The 21,061-nt window shown below is 60.2% G+C and carries 19 protein-coding genes, 1 tRNA gene and 1 pseudogene; 10 read left to right on the top strand and 11 right to left on the bottom strand.

What is annotated here, in order from left to right; genetic code table 11:
* Positions 1 to 55: 55 nt before the first annotated feature.
* Both VFO93_RS12025 and rpmH read right to left on the bottom strand, forming a co-directional pair.
* A complete protein-coding gene (locus tag VFO93_RS12025) occupies positions 56 to 847 on the bottom strand; it encodes an N-formylglutamate amidohydrolase (protein WP_325134613.1) in 792 nt (263 codons plus the stop codon).
* 309 nt (positions 848 to 1,156) lie between these two features.
* The gene (gene rpmH, locus VFO93_RS12020) at positions 1,157 to 1,315 is read right to left on the bottom strand and encodes a 50S ribosomal protein L34 (protein WP_198990353.1); all 159 of its coding nucleotides are present in this window, start codon (positions 1,313 to 1,315) and stop codon (positions 1,157 to 1,159) included.
* Positions 1,316 to 1,560: 245 nt separating this feature from the next.
* Here rpmH and VFO93_RS12015 point away from each other — a divergent pair, with 245 nt between their 5' ends.
* The gene (locus tag VFO93_RS12015) at positions 1,561 to 3,324 is read left to right on the top strand and encodes a M61 family peptidase (protein WP_325134612.1); all 1,764 of its coding nucleotides are present in this window, start codon (positions 1,561 to 1,563) and stop codon (positions 3,322 to 3,324) included.
* 123 nt (positions 3,325 to 3,447) lie between these two features.
* Here the strand turns inward: VFO93_RS12015 and VFO93_RS12010 are convergent, their stop codons facing one another.
* The 4 genes from VFO93_RS12010 to VFO93_RS11995 form a co-directional block, all read right to left on the bottom strand.
* The gene (locus tag VFO93_RS12010; protein WP_325134611.1) at positions 3,448 to 3,750 is read right to left on the bottom strand and encodes a hypothetical protein; all 303 of its coding nucleotides are present in this window, start codon (positions 3,748 to 3,750) and stop codon (positions 3,448 to 3,450) included.
* 78 nt (positions 3,751 to 3,828) lie between these two features.
* On the bottom strand, positions 3,829 to 4,425 hold the full coding sequence (locus tag VFO93_RS12005; RefSeq protein ID WP_325134610.1) for a TlpA disulfide reductase family protein: 597 nt from the start codon (positions 4,423 to 4,425) through the stop codon (positions 3,829 to 3,831).
* 134 nt (positions 4,426 to 4,559) lie between these two features.
* Entirely contained in the window at positions 4,560 to 5,498 is a 939-nt protein-coding gene (locus VFO93_RS12000) for a PfkB family carbohydrate kinase (RefSeq protein WP_325134609.1), read from the bottom strand.
* Between the two features lie 98 nt (positions 5,499 to 5,596).
* A tRNA-His gene (locus VFO93_RS11995) sits at positions 5,597 to 5,670 on the bottom strand.
* 284 nt (positions 5,671 to 5,954) lie between these two features.
* Here VFO93_RS11995 and VFO93_RS11990 point away from each other — a divergent pair.
* Entirely contained in the window at positions 5,955 to 7,373 is a 1,419-nt protein-coding gene (locus tag VFO93_RS11990) for a DEAD/DEAH box helicase (RefSeq protein WP_325134608.1), read from the top strand.
* Between the two features lie 58 nt (positions 7,374 to 7,431).
* On the opposite strand, the gene aqpZ is transcribed toward VFO93_RS11990, so the two are convergent.
* Positions 7,432 to 8,286 carry an aquaporin Z gene (aqpZ, locus tag VFO93_RS11985; RefSeq protein WP_325134607.1) on the bottom strand — a complete coding sequence of 285 codons (855 nt, stop codon included), beginning with the start codon at positions 8,284 to 8,286 and terminating at the stop codon, positions 7,432 to 7,434.
* A 270-nt stretch (positions 8,287 to 8,556) separates the two neighbouring features.
* Here aqpZ and VFO93_RS11980 point away from each other — a divergent pair, with 270 nt between their 5' ends.
* On the top strand, positions 8,557 to 9,093 hold the full coding sequence (locus tag VFO93_RS11980; RefSeq protein ID WP_325134606.1) for a GNAT family protein: 537 nt from the start codon (positions 8,557 to 8,559) through the stop codon (positions 9,091 to 9,093).
* Between the two features lie 99 nt (positions 9,094 to 9,192).
* On the opposite strand, the gene VFO93_RS11975 is transcribed toward VFO93_RS11980, so the two are convergent.
* From VFO93_RS11975 to VFO93_RS11965, 3 genes are all read right to left on the bottom strand, one after another.
* Positions 9,193 to 9,639, bottom strand: coding sequence for a hypothetical protein (locus tag VFO93_RS11975; protein ID WP_325134632.1), 447 nt, complete (start codon positions 9,637 to 9,639; stop codon positions 9,193 to 9,195).
* Between the two features lie 129 nt (positions 9,640 to 9,768).
* On the bottom strand, positions 9,769 to 10,428 hold the full coding sequence (gene upp / locus VFO93_RS11970; RefSeq protein ID WP_325134605.1) for a uracil phosphoribosyltransferase: 660 nt from the start codon (positions 10,426 to 10,428) through the stop codon (positions 9,769 to 9,771).
* 14 nt (positions 10,429 to 10,442) lie between these two features.
* A complete protein-coding gene (locus VFO93_RS11965) occupies positions 10,443 to 11,390 on the bottom strand; it encodes a GNAT family N-acetyltransferase (protein ID WP_325134604.1) in 948 nt (315 codons plus the stop codon).
* A 120-nt stretch (positions 11,391 to 11,510) separates the two neighbouring features.
* Between VFO93_RS11965 and VFO93_RS11960 the strand changes: the two genes are divergently transcribed.
* The 5 genes from VFO93_RS11960 (at position 11,511) to lpcA (ending at position 16,895) form a co-directional block, all read left to right on the top strand.
* Entirely contained in the window at positions 11,511 to 13,439 is a 1,929-nt protein-coding gene (locus VFO93_RS11960; RefSeq protein ID WP_325134603.1) for a capsule assembly Wzi family protein, read from the top strand.
* Between the two features lie 214 nt (positions 13,440 to 13,653).
* Positions 13,654 to 15,498 (top strand): ABC transporter ATP-binding protein, encoded by a 1,845-nt coding sequence (locus VFO93_RS11955; protein WP_325134602.1) that lies wholly within the window; start codon positions 13,654 to 13,656, stop codon positions 15,496 to 15,498.
* A gap of 43 nt (positions 15,499 to 15,541) precedes the next feature.
* Positions 15,542 to 15,793 carry a hypothetical protein gene (locus VFO93_RS11950; RefSeq protein ID WP_325134601.1) on the top strand — a complete coding sequence of 84 codons (252 nt, stop codon included), beginning with the start codon at positions 15,542 to 15,544 and terminating at the stop codon, positions 15,791 to 15,793.
* 79 nt (positions 15,794 to 15,872) lie between these two features.
* Positions 15,873 to 16,280: a hypothetical protein gene (locus tag VFO93_RS11945; RefSeq protein WP_325134600.1), complete on the top strand. Its 408-nt coding sequence runs from the start codon at positions 15,873 to 15,875 to the stop codon at positions 16,278 to 16,280.
* A gap of 9 nt (positions 16,281 to 16,289) precedes the next feature.
* Entirely contained in the window at positions 16,290 to 16,895 is a 606-nt protein-coding gene (gene lpcA, locus VFO93_RS11940; RefSeq protein WP_414653571.1) for a D-sedoheptulose 7-phosphate isomerase, read from the top strand.
* Between the two features lie 68 nt (positions 16,896 to 16,963).
* Here the strand turns inward: lpcA and VFO93_RS11935 are convergent, their stop codons facing one another.
* A complete protein-coding gene (locus tag VFO93_RS11935; protein ID WP_325134599.1) occupies positions 16,964 to 18,133 on the bottom strand; it encodes a T9SS type A sorting domain-containing protein in 1,170 nt (389 codons plus the stop codon).
* A gap of 252 nt (positions 18,134 to 18,385) precedes the next feature.
* On the opposite strand from VFO93_RS11935, the pseudogene VFO93_RS11930 reads away from it, so the two are divergent.
* A pseudogene (locus VFO93_RS11930) lies at positions 18,386 to 19,153 on the top strand (YifB family Mg chelatase-like AAA ATPase); the annotation flags it as partial.
* A 109-nt stretch (positions 19,154 to 19,262) separates the two neighbouring features.
* Positions 19,263 to 21,053, top strand: coding sequence for a hypothetical protein (locus tag VFO93_RS11925; RefSeq protein ID WP_325134598.1), 1,791 nt, complete (start codon positions 19,263 to 19,265; stop codon positions 21,051 to 21,053).
* Positions 21,054 to 21,061 lie beyond the last annotated feature (8 nt).

Genomic DNA, 21,061 nt, shown 5'->3' with positions numbered 1-21,061 from the left:
GTTAGGGTTAGAGGGGGGGCGTGCCCTGGCGTGGTCACCAAGCTAGAGCTTGGTGCTACATACCACCCACCGCTTGCAGCGTCTGGCTAAGCAGCGTTCGGATGCGGCCTGCCCGCAGCTCGTCGTAGTGTTGTTCCTGGTCGTCCATGTAAACTTGTTTGCTCATTTCCAGCTGCAAGGCGTGCTGCTGCTGCGCGGGCTGGCCGAAGTGCCGGGTAATAAAACCGCCCTTAAATGGGTGATTGTGATTCAGGGAGTAACCGCCGCTACCCAGCACCTGTAAGGCTTGCATGATGAGCGCGGGCGCGGCCGACGTTTCATCGGCGCTGCCCAGAATCAAATCGGGAAACGGCTCGGGGTTGATGGCGGGCACCATGCGCCGAATGGAGTGGCAGTCCCAGAGCAACACGCGGCCGAACTGCGCCTTGGTTTCGTCTAGCAACTGTTGCAACGCCTGGTGGTAGGGTTCGAAATAGAGCAACTTGCGGCGCGCTACTTCTTCGGCAGATACGGCGGTGCGCTCGTCCTGGTAAATGGGTTCGCCCAGGAAATTGGTGGCCGGGCACAGGCCCGTGAGCACGCGCCCGTCGTGGTAGAGCGGGGTGCTGTCGGGGTTGCGATTGAGGTCGATAACCCAGCGGCTGTAGCGGGCGCACAGCGTCGGGATGCCTAGCTCGGTGGCGAAGTCATAGAGCTGATTTACAAACCAATCGGTATCGTCGGGCGGCAGCACGCCCGGCTTTAACTCGGCTCGAATGTCGTCGGGAAACTCCGTGCCCGCATGCGGTACGCTGATGACGATGGGTAGCTTAAGCGCGGTGGGGCGGATGAGGTCGAAGAGCGGCATGGGAGAGGGTAACTTCTGGTTACAGTTGTCATGCTGAGCGGAGCGCAGCGGAGTCGAAGCATCTCTACCTCAATACTACCTTCTGACACTAGCAACGAAGCGGTAGAGATGCTTCGACTCCGCTGCGCTCCGCTCAGCATGACAATTACTACCTGCTTTTACTACTCAAACTGGCCTGGAGTAAAAACAGCGAAGCCGCATTGTAGCGGCAGTCATTTCTGGTAAAACCAGAAAACAACCTGCCCCAACAATGCGGCTATCTGCGCAGCTAACGGCGATAAGCCCTTGGCTACCAGCTAAATCTAACGACTAGCGCTTGTGACGGCCTTCGTCCGATACGGTGAGGCGCTTGCGGCCTTTGGCACGGCGGCGGGCTAGTACGTTGCGGCCATTAGCGGAGGCCATGCGCTCACGGAAGCCGTGCTTGTTGCGACGCTTGCGTTGCGAGGGTTGAAAGGTACGTTTCATGACAAGTTAAATTGCGAGTTGGGCCGGCAAAGGTACGGGTTTAGCTTTACAATAGCAAGCTGCTATGTAAAACGGAGTAACGCGCAGTTGCGCGGACTTTGTAATCCGCGTGCGCTCGGTACGTCCGGCTGCTCGCTAACGCACGCGGACTACAAAGTCCGCGCAACTGGCTTTTGCGTACACGCCCTTCTGCCGGAAACGGAGTGCCACTCCGTTTTACATTGCGCGCCGCATCCCTCCTACCCATGACCTACTACCACGTTTCGTTCGAGAACCCGCTCACGTTTTACCTGCAAATCCAGCTCATGGTGGAGGTGCCCGCCGAGGTTACCGCACCGCTGGCCTTGCAACTACCTTCTTGGCGGCCAGGCCGCTACGAAATTCAAAACTTTGGTCAAAAGATTCAGCGGGTAGAATTCAGCGACGCCGAAACCGACGAGCCCCTCCCCTACCGAAAGGTCACGAAAGACCGCTGGGAAGTGGCCGGCGCGGCGGGCCGCAGCGTGCGTGTGCGCTACAATTTCTACGCCCACCAGATGGACGCTGGCGGCTCGTGGCTCGATGAGACACAGCTATACCTCAACCCCGTGCAGGCGCTCATGTACGCCGAGGGGCACCAGGATTTGCCCTGCCAGCTCTCACTGGTGCTGCCGCCCGACTGGCGCTTGGCCTGCGGCCTGCCGCAGTCGAAACCCAACGTACTAGAGGCCAAAAACTTCGACCAGCTGGCTGACGCGCCGCTCATTGCGAGCCCCACCATCCAGCACCAGCAGTATGAAGCGGGCGGGTTGCCCTTCCACGTGTGGGTGCAGGGTGAGGAAGCTATTATAAATTGGCCGCGTCTGCTGGCTGATTTTAAAGCGTTTTCGGAAGAGCAGTTGAAGCTATTCGGCGGCTTCCCGGTGCAGGACTACCACTTCCTCAACCAGTTTCTGCCCTACAAGCACTACCACGGCGTGGAGCACCACAACTCGACCGTGATAACCCTAGGGCCGGCCGAACTGCTAATGCACGAGGCGCTCTACAAAGAGCTACTGGGCGTGAGCTGCCACGAGCTATTTCATACCTGGAACATCAAGGCCATCCGGCCCGCCGAGATGCAGCCGTACGACTACGCTCGCGAAAACTACTTCCGCACCTGCTACATCGCGGAGGGTATCACAACCTATTATGGAGAGTACCTGCTGGCGCGCAGCCACGTGCGTACGCCGGCTCAATACTTTGAGGAGCTGAACATCGTGCTGCGCAAGCACTATGACGACGCGGGCGGCCAAAACCTGAGCCTGGCTGATGCCAGCATGGACCTGTGGCTCGACGGCTACAAGCCCGGCGTGCCCGACCGCAAGGTATCGGTCTACCACAAAGGCGCACTCACGGCGCTGCTACTCGACCTCACCATCCGCAACCTGCACGGCCACGCCCGCAGCCTCGACGACGTGATGCGCCGCCTCTACGACGACTTCGGCAAAACCGGCGTCGGCTACACTGATGAGGACTACGCCCGCATCGTGGCCGAGGTGGCGGGCCGTAAAATGCAGGTTTACTTCGATAAATTCATCAACGGCACCGCGCCCCTGCAAGAGCCGCTCGACAAGGCCCTGCACGCCGTGGGCTGCCAGCTGGTGGCCTACGAAAACGCCTCGGCCTCGGAAGGCACCTTCGGCTTCCGCACCGTCGTGAAAAACGAGCGCACCGAAGTCACCTATATCTGGCCCGGCTCGCCGGCCGCCGCCGTGCTTACCGTCGATGATGAGATAATAGCCATCAACGGCCGCCGCGTTGATATGAACCTGCAAAGCCTGCTCAGCACCGACGCGCCGCTCTACGAGGTAGCCGTGTTCCGCCAGAACCGGCTGGTGCTGGTGGAGCTATTGGCGCAGCCCGGCGCGGCCTACGGCGTGCGCTACACGATTGAGAAGCTAGCCGACGCTGATGAGGCACAGCAAGCCGGCTTCCAAAAGTGGCTCGGCTGGCCTTACAACCCCCAATCTCAACAACCTGCCAACTAGTCATAGCACAGGTTAAAATAAAGAGAGCCGCCCGAAAAGGCTGCTCTCTTATTACCGATTCAATAGTCAGCCTGCATAGCAGGCGTATCCGTTAAATCTTAAAAATCCGTTTAAATCTGCGGTCTAGTCGGCATGGCTGCCGGGGCCTTTCTCGGGGCTGTTTGTGTCAATCGACATCGGGCTGTTGCCCTGCGGATTGCTGCGCGGCTTATTGGCTTGGGTGTGGCGGGTTTCGTTGAAGTTGCCGCCGGGCGTGTTGCCTTTGGTTTGGTTACCCTGCTGGGTCAGGTCGCTCTGGTTCAGGTTCTGGTTGGCAGCGCTGTCTACGTGCTCACCAGCAGCGAGGTCACCTTTTTTGTGGTGCTGGTTTTCGTAAGGGTTTACGGATGGCTTATCGTTGGCGAGGTCGTTCGGTTTGTCAGACATGGTGGGACGGGTTTAGAGGTAAGAACTTGTCTCTTTTACCCCGCACCCGTTAAAAGAGTTGTCTGCGAGGCCTAGGCATCAGTCAGCCAGTCCTTCTAACGCGGCTTTAAACTCTGGCGTATCGTAGTCGGCCATGCCGCTGTGGCGGTCGGCCACCCGGCCTTGCGGCGTGAGGATAACGGTGTACGGGATAGACGAGCTTTGGAATGGCGCGGGCAGGTCGGCGGCCGGGAAAAACACCGGCATGGTGTAATGCTTGCGCTGGAGCAGGGCGCGGGCTTTGTTCTGGTTTTCATCAAGCGAAATCAGCACGAACGCGACTTTGCTGGTATCTACTTTTTGGTAGAGGGCTTGCAGGCCCGGCATTTCGGCCAGGCACGGCGGGCACCAGCTGGCCCATAGGTTTACGAGCACCACCTTGCCGCGAAACTGCTCTAGGTTGGCCGGGCGGCCATCGAGCGTGCGTAGCGGCAAGTTGAGCGGATACGTGCGCTCGCTGGCGAACTGTGCCATTGCGGCCGGGCGCTCGGGCGGCGTAGCGCGCCACAGGCCGGTAGCGAGCAGGCCGTGCTGCAAGGTGCTCAGCACGGGCTGGCGCAGGCCGGTCGTCATTACCAGGGCGAAGGCGCTGAAGAACAAGAGTTCGCCACGGTTTTTGCGAAGCCAGGTGGTCATGTCACGAGATAATAAAGGTCATGCTGAACGTAGTGAAGCATCTCTACCGCACCATCCAACGAGGCGGTAGAGATGCTTCACTACGTTCAGCATGACAAGCTTACTTGACTGTTTTGCAAACGGCAAGCTAAAGCTTACCGCACGTTTTCAACCACGCTGGCGGGCTGCACTTTCACCAGCTCTTCAAACTGGGCTTCGCGAGCTTCAATTTCTTCCTGCGTGAGGTTGAGCAGGCGCTCGGTGCCGAACTTCTCGACGCAGAACGAGGCCATGGCCGAGCCGTGAATGACGGCGCGCTTCATGTTCTCGAACGAGCAGTCATCGGTAGCCGCGATGTGGCCGATGAGGCCGCCCGCGAAGGTGTCGCCCGCGCCGGTGGGGTCAAATACTTCTTCCAGCGGCAGGGCCGGGGCGTAGAATACTTTGTTTTTGTGGAACAGCAGCGCGCCATGCTCGCCTTTTTTGATAATCAAGAACTTGGGGCCAAAAGCCAGGATTTTGCGGGCCGCTTTCACCAGCGAGTACTCGCCCGAGAGCTGGCGGGCTTCCTCGTCGTTGATGCTGAGCACGTCCACCATTTCGATGGTAGCCAGCAGCTCTTCGGCAGCGATGTCCATCCAGAAGTTCATGGTGTCGAGCACGATGAGCTTGGGGCGGTTGACGAGGCGCTGAATGACGAGGCGCTGCACCTGCGGGGCCAGGTTGCCTAGCATCAGGTACTTGCAGTCCTGGTAAGCGTCGGGGATGATGGGGTCGAACGAGCCGAGCACGTTGAGCTCGGTGGTGATGGTTTCGCGCGAGTTGAGGTCTTTGTTGTACTTGCCCGACCAGAAAAACGACTTCTCATCCTGCTTGATTTGCAGGCCTTTGGTATCGACGCCGTGCTCCTCCAGGGTCAGGATATCGGACTGCGGAAAGTCGCCGCCCACCACGGCCACCAGGTTCACCGGCTTGGTCGAGTACGAGGCCGACAGGCTGATGTAGGTAGCCGCACCGCCGATGATTTTGTCGGTTTTGCCGAAGGGAGTTTCCAGGGCGTCGAAGGCCACGGAGCCGATTACGAGAAGGCTCATTTGGGAAAGAATGAGTTAATGAGAAATAAGATTTCAGGGGCGCAACGGCGCAAATAACAAAAAAAGTCCCCGGATTCGCATCCGGGGACTTTCTAGCGGGTAAATAATGGGGCTCGAACCCACGACCTTCGGAATCACAATCCGACGCTCTAACCAGCTGAGCTATATCTACCGTGTGGTGGTTTGGGAGTGCAAAGATACGCGGCCGATGGGTTAATGCAAGGTTTTTTAGAGAAAAATATCTTGTCCGGCCGTGGTACCCCACCCCCGGCCCCTCCCCTCCGGGAGAGGGGATCCTATCGTGGAGTTAAGAGTTATGAGTCGTGAGTTTTGAGTTACTCAACTCCTAACTCAAAACTCTCAACTCAAAACTCGTCTGGCTCCCCTCTCCCGGAGGGGAGGGGCCGGGGGTGGGGTACCACGGCCGGACAGTAAACTTATGCCGACCTTTGCCGAATGGATACCCCCGCCACCTTCGCCGATTTCAAACTCAACAAGCAGCTACTCACGGCCGTAGCCGACGCCGGCTTTACCGAGCCCACGCCCGTGCAGCAGCAAACCATCCCGCTGCTGCTGGCCGGGCACGACGTGCTGGGCATCGCCCAGACGGGCACCGGCAAAACGGCGGCCTTCGGCCTGCCGCTGCTCATGAAGGTGAAATACGCGCAGGGCACGCACCCGCGGGCGCTGGTGCTGGCCCCTACCCGCGAGCTGGCCATTCAACTCGAAAAGCACCTCAAGGCGCTGGCCACGCACACCGACATCCGCATTTTTGCCATTTATGGCGGGCTGGGGCCGAAAACGCAGATTGAGACGATACAGGCCGGGCTCGATATTCTGATTGCCACACCGGGCCGCCTGATGGAAATCTACATCAAGGGCGAGCTGGTGCTGAAAGAATTGAAAACACTGGTGCTGGATGAGGCCGACAAGATGATGGACATGGGCTTCATGCCCCAGATTCGGCGCATTCTGGAAATCATCCCGCGCAAGCGCCAGAACGTGCTGTTCTCGGCCACGATGCCCGAGCGCGTGACGCAGCTCAGCGAAGAATTTCTGGAATTTCCGATGCGGGTGGAGGTGACGCCGCCTGCCCAGCCGGCCCAGACCATCACGCAGAGCCTGTACGAAGTGCCTAACCTGGGCACCAAAATAAATCTGCTGCATTACCTGCTGCACCGCGATGCCGACGAGATGACGCGGGTACTACTCTTCACCCGCACCAAGGAAAATGCCGACCAGGTAGCGTCGTTCCTCAACCGCAAAGCGCCCGTGGGCGAGGTGCGCGTGATACACGGCAACAAGGGCCAGAACGCGCGCCTCAACAGCATGGACGCCTTCAAAGAAGGTAATGTGCGCTACCTCGTGGCCACCGACGTAGCCGCGCGCGGCATCGACGTGCCGCAGGTGAGCCACGTTATCAACTTCGACGTGCCGCTCATCTACGACGACTACGTGCACCGCATCGGGCGCACGGGGCGGGCGCAGCACACGGGCGCGGCCATCACCTTTGCCAACCCCGCCGAGCGCCAGCACATCGAGCGCATCGAAGAACTTATCCGCCAGCCCATTCCGCTCCTGGAGCTACCCGCTGAGGTAGAGATAACGGCCACGCCCTTCGAGGAAGGCCAGGAGCACGCCCGCACCATCGACGAGCAGAAGAAGCGCGCCAACCCCGACTACAAAGGCGCGTTCCACGAGCGCAAGGAGTGGATAAAGCCCGGCGAAACCATCGACAAGCGCACGGGCAAGGTCTTCGAGGCCGGCAAGCACCACAAGAAAAGCCAGAAGGGCAGCAAGAAAAACCCCGGCAAAAAAGGCGCGTCGGCTCCAGCGGCCAAGGCGCTGCGTCGGCGCGGACAGGGCGGCCGGTAGCCGCAAAAAAAGCCCCTTTGCTTGCGTGCAAAGGGGCTTTTTAATTACTCGGTAAGCTTTACGCTTCCGGGGTCGGCCGGCTCGACGTTACGTCGCCGATAGAGCTAGTAGCCTGCGAGATACGCTGGCCTTGCGAGGCAATGGGCTCGCGGCCCTCGGCCCCGGTGAGGAAGCGGTAGGTGACGCCCGCAATGGCCGCGCCCAGCAGCGGCGCTACCCAAAACAGCCACAGCTGGCCCAAGGCCTGCCCACCCACAAACAAGGCTGGCCCGGTCGAGCGCGCCGGGTTCACCGATGTATTGGTGACCGGAATGCTGATGAGATGAATAAGCGTGAGCCCCAGCCCAATAGCCAGCGGCCCGAAGCCCTTGGCCGCCCGGCGGTCGGTAGCCCCCAGGATGATGTAGAGAAAGAGCATCGTCATTACTACTTCCGTGATGAATGCGGCGGCCAGCGTGAAATGGCCCGGCGAGCCAGACTCGTAGCCATTGGCTGCCAGGCCGTTGGCAGCCAGGTTATAGGCGGGATTGCCGCTGGCAATGAAGTAGAGCACCGCCGCGCCGGCCGTGGCCCCCAGCACCTGGGTAATGATGTAAGGCAGCACAAACCGGGGTCCCTGCCGCCCGGCCAGCCACAAGCCTATCGTGACGGCCGGGTTGAAGTGCCCGCCCGAAATGTGGCCAAAGGCAAACGCCATCGTGAGCACCGTGAGGCCGAACGCCAGCGACACGCCCAGCAGCCCGATGCCCACGTTGGGAAACGCGGCTGCCAGCACGGCACTACCGCAGCCGCCCAGCACCAGCCAGAACGTGCCCAAAAACTCGACGCCCAGGCGCTGCCCCAGCGTAGGCGACACAAAGCCCGCGAGTTCTTCGAGCTCAGAATCATTTAAAATAGGAGAAGTAGTGGCCATTGGCGTTGCGGTAAAGCGCGTGAAAGAGAAAAGAAGTTTGCCCTATACGCCAAATGCTTACCAATGGTGGAGTTTAAGCCCGTTTTCATCCCAAAAGCACAGCCGTTATCTTGCTAGCCTATCCGGCGCGTGGGCCAATCGAGCCTATTCAGCGAGCGCTGCCTGCTACTCACCTACCCGGCCGCGCACCTCATTTCTTAATAATCTACCTTCCAGGCTGGCCGTATCAGGGTTAGCGTTGCACGGCGCACCCCATGGCCTTTTTATTTTATGATTCAGCTAGAACCTTTTACCCCCGAGGACTTCGCGCAGCTCATTGCCTGGGTCGATACCGAACGTTTATTGTACGAGTGGAGCGGCTCGCTTTTCTCCTTCCCGCTCACGCCGGGCGCGCTGGCCTGGTACCTCGAAGGGGCCAACGACTTCACTAATCCTGAAGTCTTTATCTACAAAGCCGTGGAAGTTGAAACCGGCCGCACGGTGGGCCATATCTCGCTGGGCGGCATCAGCGTGCGCAACCGCTCGGGGCGCGTTTCGCGGGTGCTGGTGGCCGAGGGGCACCAGGGCCACGGCTACTGCGCCCAGATGGTGCGGGCGCTGCTGCGCATCGGTTTCGAGCAGCTGCATCTGCACCGCATCGACCTGGGCGTGTACGATTTCAACGAAGCCGCCATTCGCTGCTACAAGCGCTGCGGCCTGCAAGTAGATGGCGTGATGCGCGACGTGCTGCGCCACGATGACCACTACTGGAGCTTGGTCGAGATGAGTATCTTGGAAGACGAGTGGCGGGCGCAGCAGGTAGGTTAGAAGTCAAACAGGAGGTAGACATGAGACATGAGAACTGACCTGTAGCTTTTCTCATGTCTAACGTCTCATGTCTACCTCCTCCTGTCTGACTTCTAACCCTTAATGGTGCAGCAAGTGCCCGATTCGGTCGCTGGCCAGCGTGAGAATGCCGCCCCACAGCACGGCGCTCCAAAGCATGTGTAGCATGATGCGCTGGCGCGGCACGCCCAGCAGCGTGGCAATGACGGTGCCCCCGATGGGCGACAGCAAAATGGGCGTCAGAAACGCAATACCACCCATGCCGAACCGCCGGAACACCTTGATAATGTTGCGCGAGCGCTTAGAGAAGATAGGCGCCCGGCGCAGGCGGCGCTGCCGCTGCCGGTGGCGCACCCAGGCCCGCCCCACGCCCGAAAACACGAACACGCTCGTCATCATGCCCGCCACGGTGAGCGCCATTGTGGGCGCAAAGCTCAAGCCCATGCTACTACCCGCCAGCGGCCCGCCCAAGAACTTAACGGTGCTGAGCAGGAAGACGGAAGCCCATTTGGCGGCGTAAGGGAGCACTGGCAAAAAGACTAGGGAGAGGAAAACAACCAGACGATAACGCGGCAAAAATACCTTTTTCGGGGCAAGGCCCGCCGCTACGAGGTTGCTTATAACGGCGGCCCGGCTAAGTACGTGCCTGCGTGAAGATTATATTTTGCTGCCGAAGGCCAGGTCGCCGGCATCGCCCAGGCCGGGCACGATGTAGGCCTGCTCGTTGAGCTTTTCATCGACGGCAGCCACCCACAGGCTGGCTTCGGGTATCTCGCGGGCCACGTAGGCCACGCCCTCGGGCGAGGCGATAACCGCCGCGATGTGTACCTGGCGCGGCGTGCCGAAGCGCAGCATGGCGCGGTAGGTTTGCACGAGGCTCTTGCCGCTGGCCAGCATGGGGTCGACCAGAATAAGCACGCGCTCGTCGAGGTTAGGCGCCGCGAGGTAGTCGAGCTGCACCTGCACCTGGGCGGTGCCTTCGATGCGGTAGGCGGCGGCAAAGGCGCTGGGGCTCTGGTCGAAATAATTGAGAAAGCCCTGGTGAAACGGCAGCCCGGCGCGCAGCACGGTGGCCAGCACCGGGAAGTCGTGCAGCAGCTGGCTGGGCGCTTCGCCGAGCGGCGTCTTCACGGTTTTGGTGGTGTAGCTAAGCTTGGTGCTGATGCGGCCGGCGATTATCTCGCCCAGGCGCTGCAAGTTGCGCCGAAAGCGCAGGCTATCCTTTTGAATATCCACGTCGCGCAGCTCGGCCAGAAAGTGGTTGGCAATGCTGGGCTCGGCACAGACCACGTGCAGGCGGTCAAGCGCTTGCTGCACAGATTCGGACGTAATCAGGGGCGCATCCATCGGAGAAACCAAGGCGGTTGGGTAAGCGTGAGGGTAGGATAAGGTACGGGCGTGGCCCCAAAATTGGCGAAAAATCGCCCAATGGCCGGAATACTGCCGCCCTCAAAATCGAACACCTGCCCCAGCTGGCCCGCGTGGCGGCGCACGGCATCGTCGATAAGCAAAATAGGCGCGCTCGCCGCCCGCCCGGCCGGCGAGGTGGCGGCAAACAAATAAATGAGCCCGCCCGCGTGGCGCACAAACAGCGCCCCGGCCAGCAGCTCGCCAGTAGCTGGGTGGCGCACCTCGCGCAGCTCGGCCATCTCCCGGCTTTGCAAAGCGGCAAACAGGCGGCGCAGCAAGTGGTAGTGGCCGGGGCGCAGGCCCGTGTGGGCCTCGCCCCGGTAGGTAAGAAAAAGCGCAATCAACGCCTCCAAGTCATTCCCTTGCTGCACGAGCAGCGGCTGCGCCAGCGCCTGATTGTTGCGCAGGCGGCGGCGGCAGCCGGTCAGGTATGTTTTGTAAATAGCCGCGTAGGGCGTGCCCAAATCGAGCAGGCAGGTGAGGCGCTCGGCCAGCACGAAGCCTACTGGCAGCGCGGGCAGCGGCAGCGCGGCGGGCGGCAGCTGCTGGTAGAAGCGAGCAACGCTTTTCGCGGCCAGCGCCAGGTATTCTTGCAAGTCGCGGTGCTGGCTATCGGCCGTGAGCACCAGGCCCAGCTGCTGCGTGAACAGCGGCTGGTAGGCCACCCGGCCCCAGGGCCGCCACTTGCAGGGCAGCGGCAACAGCGAGCGATACTCGCCCAGCGGCCCCAGCTCGACCACGGCGGCCCAGCGGCCGGCCGTAGCGGCCAGCCACCACGCTTGCACGTAGGGCAGCGCGCCGGGGCTGGCCGCCACGCAGGCGTCCCAGCGGGTTAGGTCGAGGTCAGAAAATTGGAGCAGGCGCAGCACGGCGGGCAAAGGTCGGGGTGGGGCGCGGACTTTGGGTGGGCGCGGGGCGCAAGTCCGCGCCGCAGCCTGCGACGTAAATTTGCGCGGCCTGCCCCCGGTGGGGTAGTATTTCTTTTCTGGATGAAACCCTACCTTTTCCTGCTCTTGCTGGTGCCGGCGGGCCGGCTCGCCGCCCAAACCACGCCCGCCCCTACCCCACCCGCGCCGGGCACGGCCAATTGGTACATCTTCAACCAGCCGCTCGAACCGGCCCCCGCCGCTAAGAAACCAGCGACCAAAGAAGCAAAAACCTCGGCCACCGTAACCGCGCCGGCCCCGCCCCACGCCCAGGCGCGCCCGGCCAAAGGCACGCCCTACGGCCAGCAGTACCAGGGCGCGCTCTACGTGCCGCTCGACCCCAATACCTACCGCCTGCTCGACCGCTACGCCATCAAGTATGGCCCCGACTCGCTGCAAGACCCGCACACCAGTGTGCGGCCCTACACGCGGGCGGCGGCCGCGCACCTCGGCGAGCGCCTGCTCAGCGGCGACAGCCTGGCGTACAGCCAGGGTAGCCTGTCGCGCGCCGACCGCTACAACGCGCAGTACCTACTGAAAGACAACTGGATGTACTCGCCGCTGGGCGACAGCCTGAACGCGAGCCGGCAGCCCGTCCTCACGTATTTCTACCGCGACCAGACGGACCTCTACCACGTCCAGACCAAGGATTTTACCCTGCGCGTAAACCCCGTGCTGCTGCTGCAAGCCGGCAAAAACGGCGGCGACAACAGCCTCTCGGGCCTGCGCTACGTGAACACGCGGGGCATCGCCTTTGAGGGTACCATCGACCAGCGGCTGGGCTTCTACGGCTTCCTCACCGACAACCAGCAAGCCGTGCCCGGCTGGGTGCAGCAGCGCATCGGGCGCGACAACCTCACGGGCGGCCCCGTGGCCCCGCACGAGGGCTACACCAAGTATTTCAAGGGCGAGGGCGGCAGCGCCTACGACTTCTTCACGGCGCGGGGCGGCATCACCTACGCGGCTACCAAGCACATCAACGTGCAGCTGGCCCACGACCGCAATTTTATTGGCAATGGCTACCGCTCACTGATTCTCAGCGACTACAGCGCGCCGTACTTCTTTCTCAAGCTCAATACGCGGGTCTGGAAATTCAATTACCAGAATCTGTTTGCCGAGCTCACGGCCCAGCGCGAAAATGCCGACCAGGTGTTTCCCAAGAAGTACCTGGCCTTGCACCACCTGAGTTTCGACGTGACCAAAAACCTCAACATCGGCGTGTTTGAGTCGGAGGTGACGGGCGGTCCGGGGCGCGGACTAGAAATCCAGTATTTGAATCCGCTTATCTTCTACCGCGCTATCGAGCAGCAGGTTGGCTCGGCCGATAATGCCTTGCTGGGCCTCGATTTTAAGTGGAACATCAAGCACCGCGCCCAGCTCTACGGGCAGTTGGTACTCGATGAGTTTAAAGTAAAAGAGGTATTCGCGGGCAACGGCTGGTGGGCCAACAAGCAGGCCATTCAACTGGGCGGCAAGCTGCTCGACGTGGCCGGCGTACGCAATCTCGACTTGCAGCTGGAGTTCAACTACATCCGGCCCTACACCTACCAGCACACCGATATTTACACTAACTATCAGCACTATCAGCAGCCGCTGGCGCACCCCATGGGGGCCAACCTGACCGAGCTGCTCGGCATCGTGAGCTACCAGCCGCTGCCGCGCCTCACGCTGGTGGGCAAGGCGTTTTACACGGTGCAGGGCCTCGACACCCGCGACGCTGCCGGCAACCTTATCAACTACGGCGGCAACCCGCTGATTTCCTACAACTCGCACCCCACGGAGTACGGCAACCGCACCGGCCAGGGCGACAAGCGGCGCTTGCTGCACGCCGATTTTACGGCCACCTACCAGCCGCGCCTCAACCTGTTTCTGGACGCCTCCTTCATCTCGCGTAGCAACCGCACTACGTCATTCACCAGCTCGGGCTACGTGGAAAGCTACGCCTCGCTGGCCGTGCGCTGGAACATCGCCCAGCGCCTGCACGAATTCTAGACCGCAGATTCAAACGGATTTTTAGGATGTAACGGATACGCCCGCTGCGCGGGCTGACTACTCTATTTTATGTTGACTACTGCGCTAACGCTTCTTGGCGAGAGCAGAAATGGCTTGAGCCAGCTTAGCCGCTAGCCCAGCCCAACTGCGCCAGCCTAGCCAGCCCGCGCAGCGGGCGTATCCGTTAAATCTTAAAAATCCGTTCGAATCTGCGATGAAAGTTTATTTACGCCTGCTCCAGTTTGCCCGGCCCTACGGCGACTTTTTGCCGCTGTACCTGCTGTACATGGTGCTGGGCATCTTTTTCGGCATTGCCAACTTCACGTTGGTTATTCCCTTGCTCAACGTGCTTTTCGGCACCACCGATACGCACACGACCACCGCGCCGGCCACGCTCCCGCATTTCGCCCTGAATATTGAGTACATCAAGGACGTTTTCAACTATTACTTTTCTCAAATACTAGCAGCTGAGGGCAAGCGCGGAGCGCTGGCCTACGTGTGCGGCGTCATCATCGCGTCGGTGTTTTTCAGCAACGTTTTCCGCTACCTCGGCGGCAAGCTGCTGACCAAGGTGCGCGCCCGCGTGGTGCAAAACCTGCGCGGCGCGCTCTACAATCGCATTCTCGACCTGGAGCTCGGCTACTTCTCCAACGAGCGCAAAGGCGACCTCATGTCGCGCCTCACCAACGACGTGCATGAGGTCGAAATATCGGTGGTGAACACGCTCACGGCCATGTTTAAAGAGCCGCTAACCATCATTGGGTTTTTCGTGCTGCTGTTCAGCATGTCGGCCAAGCTCACCGTTTTCACGCTGGTGCTACTACCTATTTCGGGGGGCATCATTGCCAGCGTAGCCAAGCGCCTGCGCCGACAAGCTGCCCTCAGCCAAAGCACGCTGGGCTCGATGCTGTCGGTGATAGACGAAACGCTGGGCAGCATTCGGGTCATTAAAGGGTTCAACGCGCAGAAATACATTTTAGGTAAATTTCGGGCGCAGAACGACTTGTATGCCCAGACCACGCAAAGCATCGACAATACCCGCGACCTGGCCTCGCCGTTTTCCGAGTTTGCGGGCGTGGCCGTAGTAGCGGGGCTGCTTTACTACGGCGGCTCGCTGGTACTGAGCGGCGAGGCGGGGCTGTCGGCATCGGCCTTTATCACATACATCATCCTTTTCTCGCAGATTCTAACGCCCGCTAAAGCCTTATCGGGCGCGTTCAGCAACATCCAGCGCGGGCTGGTGTCGGGCGAGCGCGTGCTGCGCGTCATCGACACCGAGCCCGCCATCCGCGACCGGCCCGATGCCACGGTGCTACCCGACTTCAAGCGCCAGATTGAGTTGCGCGACGTGAGCTTCAGCTACGGTGACAAGGCCGTACTTTACGACCTGAACCTTACCGTAAAAAAAGGCCAGACCGTGGCGCTCGTGGGCCCCAGCGGCGGCGGCAAAAGCACGCTCGCCGACCTACTGCCCCGCTTCTACGACCCCAGCGCCGGGCAGGTGCTCATCGATGGGCACGACATCCGCGCCTGCACCCTGCACTCGGTGCGCGACCAGATGGGCATCGTGACGCAGGAGAGCATTTTGTTTAACGACACGATTTATAACAACATCAAATTCAACACCGAAGCCACCGAGGCCGAGGTAATCGAAGCCGCCAAAACGGCCAACGCGCACGACTTCATCATGGCCAGCCCCGAGGGCTACCAGACGATGATAGGCGACCGCGGCGGGCGCCTGAGCGGCGGGCAGCGGCAGCGTCTCAGCATCGCCCGCGCCATCTTGCGCAACCCGCCCATTCTTATCCTCGATGAGGCTACCTCGGCCCTCGATACCGAAAGCGAAAAGCTGGTGCAGGAAGCCCTCACGCGCCTCATGGCCTCGCGCACATCGCTCGTTATTGCCCACCGCCTCAGCACCGTGCGCCACGCCGACGAGATAGTGGTGCTACAACACGGCCGCATCGTGGAACGCGGCACCCACGACGCGCTGCTGCGCCGCGCGGGCGGCCTCTACCAGCGCCTCAGCCAGCTCCAAACCAACGCCGCCTTGGCGTAGCTTTGGCGCAGTACTTATCCCTTTTTCTCCTCGGTTTTCGCTTATGTTCGGCTCTAAAGCTACCCGCTGGTTTGGTATCCTGTTCTTGCTGATGCTGGGTTTGCGCCTGGGCTACAAGTACTACCGCACGCAACAGCCCCCGGCCGCCGAAGAACAGATGACGAAGCTACAGGCACGCAACGAGGCGCTTATCAAAGCCATTGAGGCCGACCAGGCCCGGCAGCGCGCCAACGGCGCTACCGCCGTGCGGGCCGACTCGACGCTGACCGCCGCCGACCCCGCCGCAGCCAGGTAGCCAACGCAGCAAACTGCACGGCTGCTCCGTAGAAGTGGCTTTGGCCCTAGCGCCTTTCACCTTCTTTTCACCCGATTTTATGCTTGCTTTTAAACGCATCGTCACCGTCGCCGCTTTAGTGTATTTACTGTTAGCGGTGCTGTTTTTCTTGTTTCCGGCGGTGCGCAGCAGCGTGGCCGGTCTCAACGGCAGCGGCTCGCTCGTGGACGACGAGCGCAGCTTTTTCTACGTGCTGGCCGCCATTGGGGCAGCGGTGCTGGCACTAGTAGTCGTGGTCGAAAATCTTGACAGCAGCCTGTTGCGCCGCGAATCTCTCAAGCAGGACAGCAAGATTAACGAGCTAAAAGCCAAACTCTACGACGTGCACCAACCGGCTCCCGGCACGCACAATCCGGCCGTATCGTACCCCACCGCCGCATCGGCGGCCGCTGCTGCCGAGCACGCGCCACGCCCCACCGCCCCCCCTACCACCCCGACTACTTACTAAGCTTACGCTGTGTCCGACTCCGTCGCCCTTACTCCTGCCTCGCTGGCTGGCCTCGTGCAGGCCGAGCTGGCCGAAGCCCGCACCGTGCTCACCCAGTTTCTGGCCGATGAGCGCAACCTCACCTGCATCGCCGAAGCGGCCGAGCTCATCGCCGCCAGCCTCAAAAATGGCGGCAAAGTGCTGACCTGTGGCAACGGCGGCAGCCTCTGCGACGCCCAGCACTTTGCCGAGGAGCTGAGCGGCCGCTACCGCCACGACCGCCCCGCCCTGGCCGCCATCGCCCTCACCGAGGCCTCGCACATGACCTGCGTGGCCAACGACTACGGCTTCGAGTTTGTGTTCAGCCGCTTTGTGCAGGCGCTGGGCCGGCGCGGCGACGTGCTGCTGGCCATCAGCACCAGTGGCAACTCGCCCAATATCCTCAATGCCGCCGAGGCCGCCCGCGCCGCCGGCCTGAAAGTGGTGAGCCTCACCGGCAAAAACGGTGGCAAGCTCGCCGACCTCAGCGACATTGAAATCCGGGTGCCGCACTTCGGCTTCGCCGACCGCATTCAGGAGGTGCATATAAAAGCCATCCACATCATGATTATGCTGATTGAAAAGCTGATGTTTTAACGCAATAGCGTACCAACTAAAAAGGGCCACCCGTCGGGTGGCCCTTTTTAGTTGGTCGCGAAAGCAGCTTACTCCAGCACCACGCGGCGGCTGGCGTGCGCGCCGTTGGCGGCTTCGGCTTCGGCCAGGTACAGGCCGGCGGGCAGCGCCGGCAGCGGAGCGGGCTGGCCGTTGGGCGTTTCCAGGCTGGCTACCACGCGGCCCAGGGCATCGCGCAGGGTGAGGCGCAGCGGCTGGGCCGGGGCCACCGTGGCCAGCTCGAAGCGCGGGGCCTGGCCGCGCGCGGTGGGGTTGGGCCAAGCGGTGAGGCCGCCCGTGGCTACTTCGCGGGCGGCGGTAGCATTCAGCGGAATGGCCGTCTCGGCCGAGTAGGCTACCGCCGTGGGCGTGGTGAAGGCGCTGGTGGCATAGCTAAGGCTCAAGGTCTGCTGCGCCGAATTCTGGCGGTAAAATAAATGCTGGAAGAGGTAGGTTTTATTGCCTTGCGTCTGGCCCAAAGCCCCCAGCAAGAGTGCCGGCGCCGGCTGGCCACTCAGGTAAAAGCTGTCTTGCTGCACGAAGCGCCGCTGCACCAGTAGCACCGGCAGCGGGGCCGAGCCGGCCGCGCTGCCCGCCACCGGAATCCGCACCGTGCCCCAGCCCGCCACCGAGTCGACGGTAGTAATGCGCTGCACGTAGCGGAAAGGAGCCTGATTGAGGAAGCCCGCCGCCACCGTAAGCAGCGAGCTGCTGCTCGAGCGGCTTTCGCGCACCACGCGGGTGGTGCTGGTGAGCGGCAGCGGCAGGCGCAGCAGATTGACAGCGATGTTCTGGGCTGGCACGCTCAGCACATCATTGGGGCCGCCCGTGAGGGTAGTGAGCGGAAAGCTTTGCGCGGCCACCCCCGTGCCGAGCTGCGAGTAGCCCACCGCGTCAAAACCCTCGTAGGCCGTGGCGGCTAGCGCAAACGTACCCAGCTGCAGCGTCAGCGGATACGAGCGGTTGCTGTTGGCAAACGGCGGGTTGGTACCCACACTGTTGAACGTGCTGACGATGACGCTGCCCTGCGGAGCGAGGCTGCGGTAGTCCCAGGTTTGGTTGGCCCCTTTGGTGGGCGCGGCCACGGCCGCCACGGTGGCCTGCTGCACGCGCACCACCGTGGCGGCCGTGGCCGGATACTGGGCCGCCGTGATGGTGATGGGACTTTGGGCGTAGGCGGCGCTGCTGGCCAGCAGGCAGGCGGCGAAAAGCTGCTTCATAGCTGAAAATTAAAAGGTTAATAACTTGGCTACAAAGGTACGCACCAGGTAGCCGCAGGCACCAGGTAGCCGCAGGGTTCATTCTTTTATATGTTCAGGAGTAGCTATACCAGCTAGTTGAAAAGCAGTTGGCTAATTTGTTATTTTGCGGCTAGTTAGCTCACCATTTCGCGCCAACGTGGCAGCAATACACCCGGCGCGGGCTACCTTCGCCGGGTGTATTGCTGCCGGCAGGCAGGTTTTGTTATTTTTATGCTAACCAAGGTTTTTGGCTCGGCGGTGCAGGGCGTCAACGCCTACACCATCACCATCGAAGTAGTGGTTTCGGCCGGCACCAATTTTTACGTGGTAGGCCTGCCCGACAGCGCCATCAAGGAAAGCCAGCAGCGCATCGAGTCGGCGCTGAAGCTGCGCGGCTACCGCATGCCGCGCACCAAAGTGGTGGTGAACATGGCCCCGGCCGATATCCGCAAGGAAGGCGCGGCCTACGACCTGCCCATCGCACTAGGCATTCTGCACGCCTCGCAGCAGCTCAGCACCGACGAGCTAAGTAGCTACGTGATAATGGGTGAGCTTTCGCTCGATGGCACGCTGCGGCCCATCAAAGGCGTGCTACCCATTGCCATTCAGGCCCGCAAAGAGGGTTTCAAAGGCATTATTCTGCCCCAGGAAAATGCGCAGGAAGCGGCCATCGTCAACAACCTCGACGTGATTCCGGTCGAAACTATGCAGCAGGCTATCGATTTCTTCGAAGGCCGCGAAGCGATTGAACCCGTGCGGGTTGATACCCGCGATATTTTCCAGCACACGGCCAACCAGTACGCCGCCGACTTTGCCGACGTGCAGGGCCAGGAAAACATCAAACGCGCCCTCGAAATAGCCGCCGCCGGCGGCCACAACGTCATCATGATAGGCCCGCCCGGCGCGGGCAAAACCATGCTGGCCAAGCGCTTACCCACCATCCTGCCGCCCCTCAACATGCAGGAGGCGCTCGAAACCACCAAGATTCACTCGGTGTCAAATACAAGAGTTGATGCAAATACTTAAAAGTTGATGCGAATTGCACCACGCAAAGGCGTACAGAATTAGAATCTATCAGCAGTTTGTTCAGCACGTTGTTCTGCACTATATGTTTCCCCACTTCAACTCTGATTTTCCAAAGGATGAAGAGTATTGGATGGTTGCGTGGGTTTACTTGGTCACTTTATCTGGCAATGACTATTTGCTTACTGTCGACCTTGCCGCCGTTAACATCAGCACTTTCAACGCGCACCCTTATCGCGCCGATAATTTCACCTCCAAGCGCCGAACTATCCGTGTAGGAACTGGATTTTTATCCTTGGTCGAAATAGGAAGCATTTGGCACCGCCAATCTCTGTTTTTCTCCCCCTCGACTTCTGCGAATGTCGATGGGAAGGTCAGCACCTTAACTATCACGGTAGCTGACCCCCAGCGAATGGTCAGTACTACATTGCAGCAGCTGGCACAAGCCGTCGACCGCATCGCCAGTGTTCATCCATTCGGCAGTTTTGATGAGGAATTACTACGTTTTTCCCCGTGCCGAGTACTCAAGCCTGGGGCATTCACTTTGCAGGACGGGGAAAAGGTTGGCTTCCTCGTTATTCCCCCTTCAGAAATCCTTCGCTTTTATCACTGCGGCTCTGGCAGTCTAATCCAGCAAGTGCTAGCGGGCGGCATCCCTTACGACCGTATTTACCTCCAGGAAGCTACGCGCTACGACCCAGAAACAGCAGAGTTATTTGTTCGAATACGCGGGCACCTACAAGACTCGGACGCGCTCTATGTTGGCCGTCTGGCGGGTGACCGAATGGCGCACGAAGAAGCGGTAAACTTAGGGAAGAACATTCGGCAAAATCTGGTAAATCACCGCGTTAGCCACCTGGACATGGGATTCCCTTTTGCGGGGCCAACTAGATTAAAAGTGGCAGGAAAATGGATAAAAGCAACCGCCGGCCCCCATAAGTGGGCGTTTTTCGTGTACGCCATCCTAAGTTGCACTGCTCGACTACCTTTTCGAAAACTTCTTTTTTATCGAGAAAACGACAATACCCAAACAGCCAATCCTCAGCAGGAAAAACAGGCCAACGAAGGTATTATTCGGCAAACCAACATGCCTGTTTCAGGAGCCTCGGTCAGCTCCACGAGCCCGCCCAGCTCCGACCTGGCAAAAGGCAAAATGGGCCTTCTGATAGCCGCTGACCAAAAATTTCTGGGAGCGCCCCCGGTCGAACGTGTCCAGAAAGAACAGCAACTCGTGGCACTCAAAGGGCGGCGGCCACGCTGGCACGTCCAACCCAGCAGCTACACGGTCTCAGACAATGTTCCTAATGCCAGCGACGGTTTGGTCGGACCCGTGAGCACTGATGTAACTGATGACACACTGCCTAATCCCGACGCCGGAGTTGAATTTTCACAGTTCCACCATATTACGGAGACCCTGCGTGCAGAGAAGGTTGACTGTTTGTATATGGACGGTGCAAATGAAATTGCCTCGCATACTGCTTACATAGATTTTCCCTTTCCTACTCAGCCTACACTCAGCGCTCCTGCAATAAAGCGGTGGCTTATGCTTAAGACAACAGCCGGTACCCGGCGAAGAAGAGTCGTCATATTGCAGCTGACTTATGGACGTCGTTTGTTCTACCTAGTAGAATGCGAAGCCAGAAAAAGTGAAAACTTCAGTCGATTTCTACTTGCTTCAAACGACCCATTTTACAACTCAGAATTATTACTCAGCACTCTACTCCGCCAACTTGCTGCTGCGCAAGGCCGGTGGAGTAAGACTGATTTATCTGATTTGGACATTGCCAAGCAAGCTATCCATCATGGCAAGCAGGACACACCTCAAACCGTGGCGCAACGCCTGCTTGGCTATCTGAAGCGGATGCTGGAAAGCTAGTTAAGTTT

Origin of the sequence: Hymenobacter sp., from assembly GCF_035709525.1 — a bacterium.
Taxonomy (GTDB): Bacteria; Bacteroidota; Bacteroidia; order Cytophagales; family Hymenobacteraceae; genus Hymenobacter.
Note: the sequence above shows the minus strand (reverse complement) of the source record. Positions and strands in the feature narration are given on the sequence as shown.

What these genes read in the sequence shown, in the direction of transcription:
- VFO93_RS12000 (WP_325134609.1), bottom strand. Translation starts at nt 5,498, where the DNA reads ATGAGCCTTCTCGTAATCGGCTCCGTGGCCTTCGACGCCCTGGAAACT.
- VFO93_RS12010 (WP_325134611.1), bottom strand. Translation starts at nt 3,750, where the DNA reads ATGTCTGACAAACCGAACGACCTCGCCAACGATAAGCCATCCGTAAAC.
- VFO93_RS11955 (WP_325134602.1), top strand. Translation starts at nt 13,654, where the DNA reads ATGAAAGTTTATTTACGCCTGCTCCAGTTTGCCCGGCCCTACGGCGAC.
- VFO93_RS11945 (WP_325134600.1), top strand. Translation starts at nt 15,873, where the DNA reads ATGCTTGCTTTTAAACGCATCGTCACCGTCGCCGCTTTAGTGTATTTA.
- VFO93_RS11950 (WP_325134601.1), top strand. Translation starts at nt 15,542, where the DNA reads ATGTTCGGCTCTAAAGCTACCCGCTGGTTTGGTATCCTGTTCTTGCTG.
- VFO93_RS11980 (WP_325134606.1), top strand. Translation starts at nt 8,557, where the DNA reads ATGATTCAGCTAGAACCTTTTACCCCCGAGGACTTCGCGCAGCTCATT.
- VFO93_RS11935 (WP_325134599.1), bottom strand. Translation starts at nt 18,133, where the DNA reads ATGAAGCAGCTTTTCGCCGCCTGCCTGCTGGCCAGCAGCGCCGCCTAC.
- VFO93_RS12015 (WP_325134612.1), top strand. Translation starts at nt 1,561, where the DNA reads ATGACCTACTACCACGTTTCGTTCGAGAACCCGCTCACGTTTTACCTG.
- aqpZ (WP_325134607.1), bottom strand. Translation starts at nt 8,286, where the DNA reads ATGGCCACTACTTCTCCTATTTTAAATGATTCTGAGCTCGAAGAACTC.
- VFO93_RS11960 (WP_325134603.1), top strand. Translation starts at nt 11,511, where the DNA reads ATGAAACCCTACCTTTTCCTGCTCTTGCTGGTGCCGGCGGGCCGGCTC.
- VFO93_RS12025 (WP_325134613.1), bottom strand. Translation starts at nt 847, where the DNA reads ATGCCGCTCTTCGACCTCATCCGCCCCACCGCGCTTAAGCTACCCATC.
- rpmH (WP_198990353.1), bottom strand. Translation starts at nt 1,315, where the DNA reads ATGAAACGTACCTTTCAACCCTCGCAACGCAAGCGTCGCAACAAGCAC.
- VFO93_RS12005 (WP_325134610.1), bottom strand. Translation starts at nt 4,425, where the DNA reads ATGACCACCTGGCTTCGCAAAAACCGTGGCGAACTCTTGTTCTTCAGC.
- VFO93_RS11990 (WP_325134608.1), top strand. Translation starts at nt 5,955, where the DNA reads ATGGATACCCCCGCCACCTTCGCCGATTTCAAACTCAACAAGCAGCTA.
- VFO93_RS11925 (WP_325134598.1), top strand. Translation starts at nt 19,263, where the DNA reads ATGTTTCCCCACTTCAACTCTGATTTTCCAAAGGATGAAGAGTATTGG.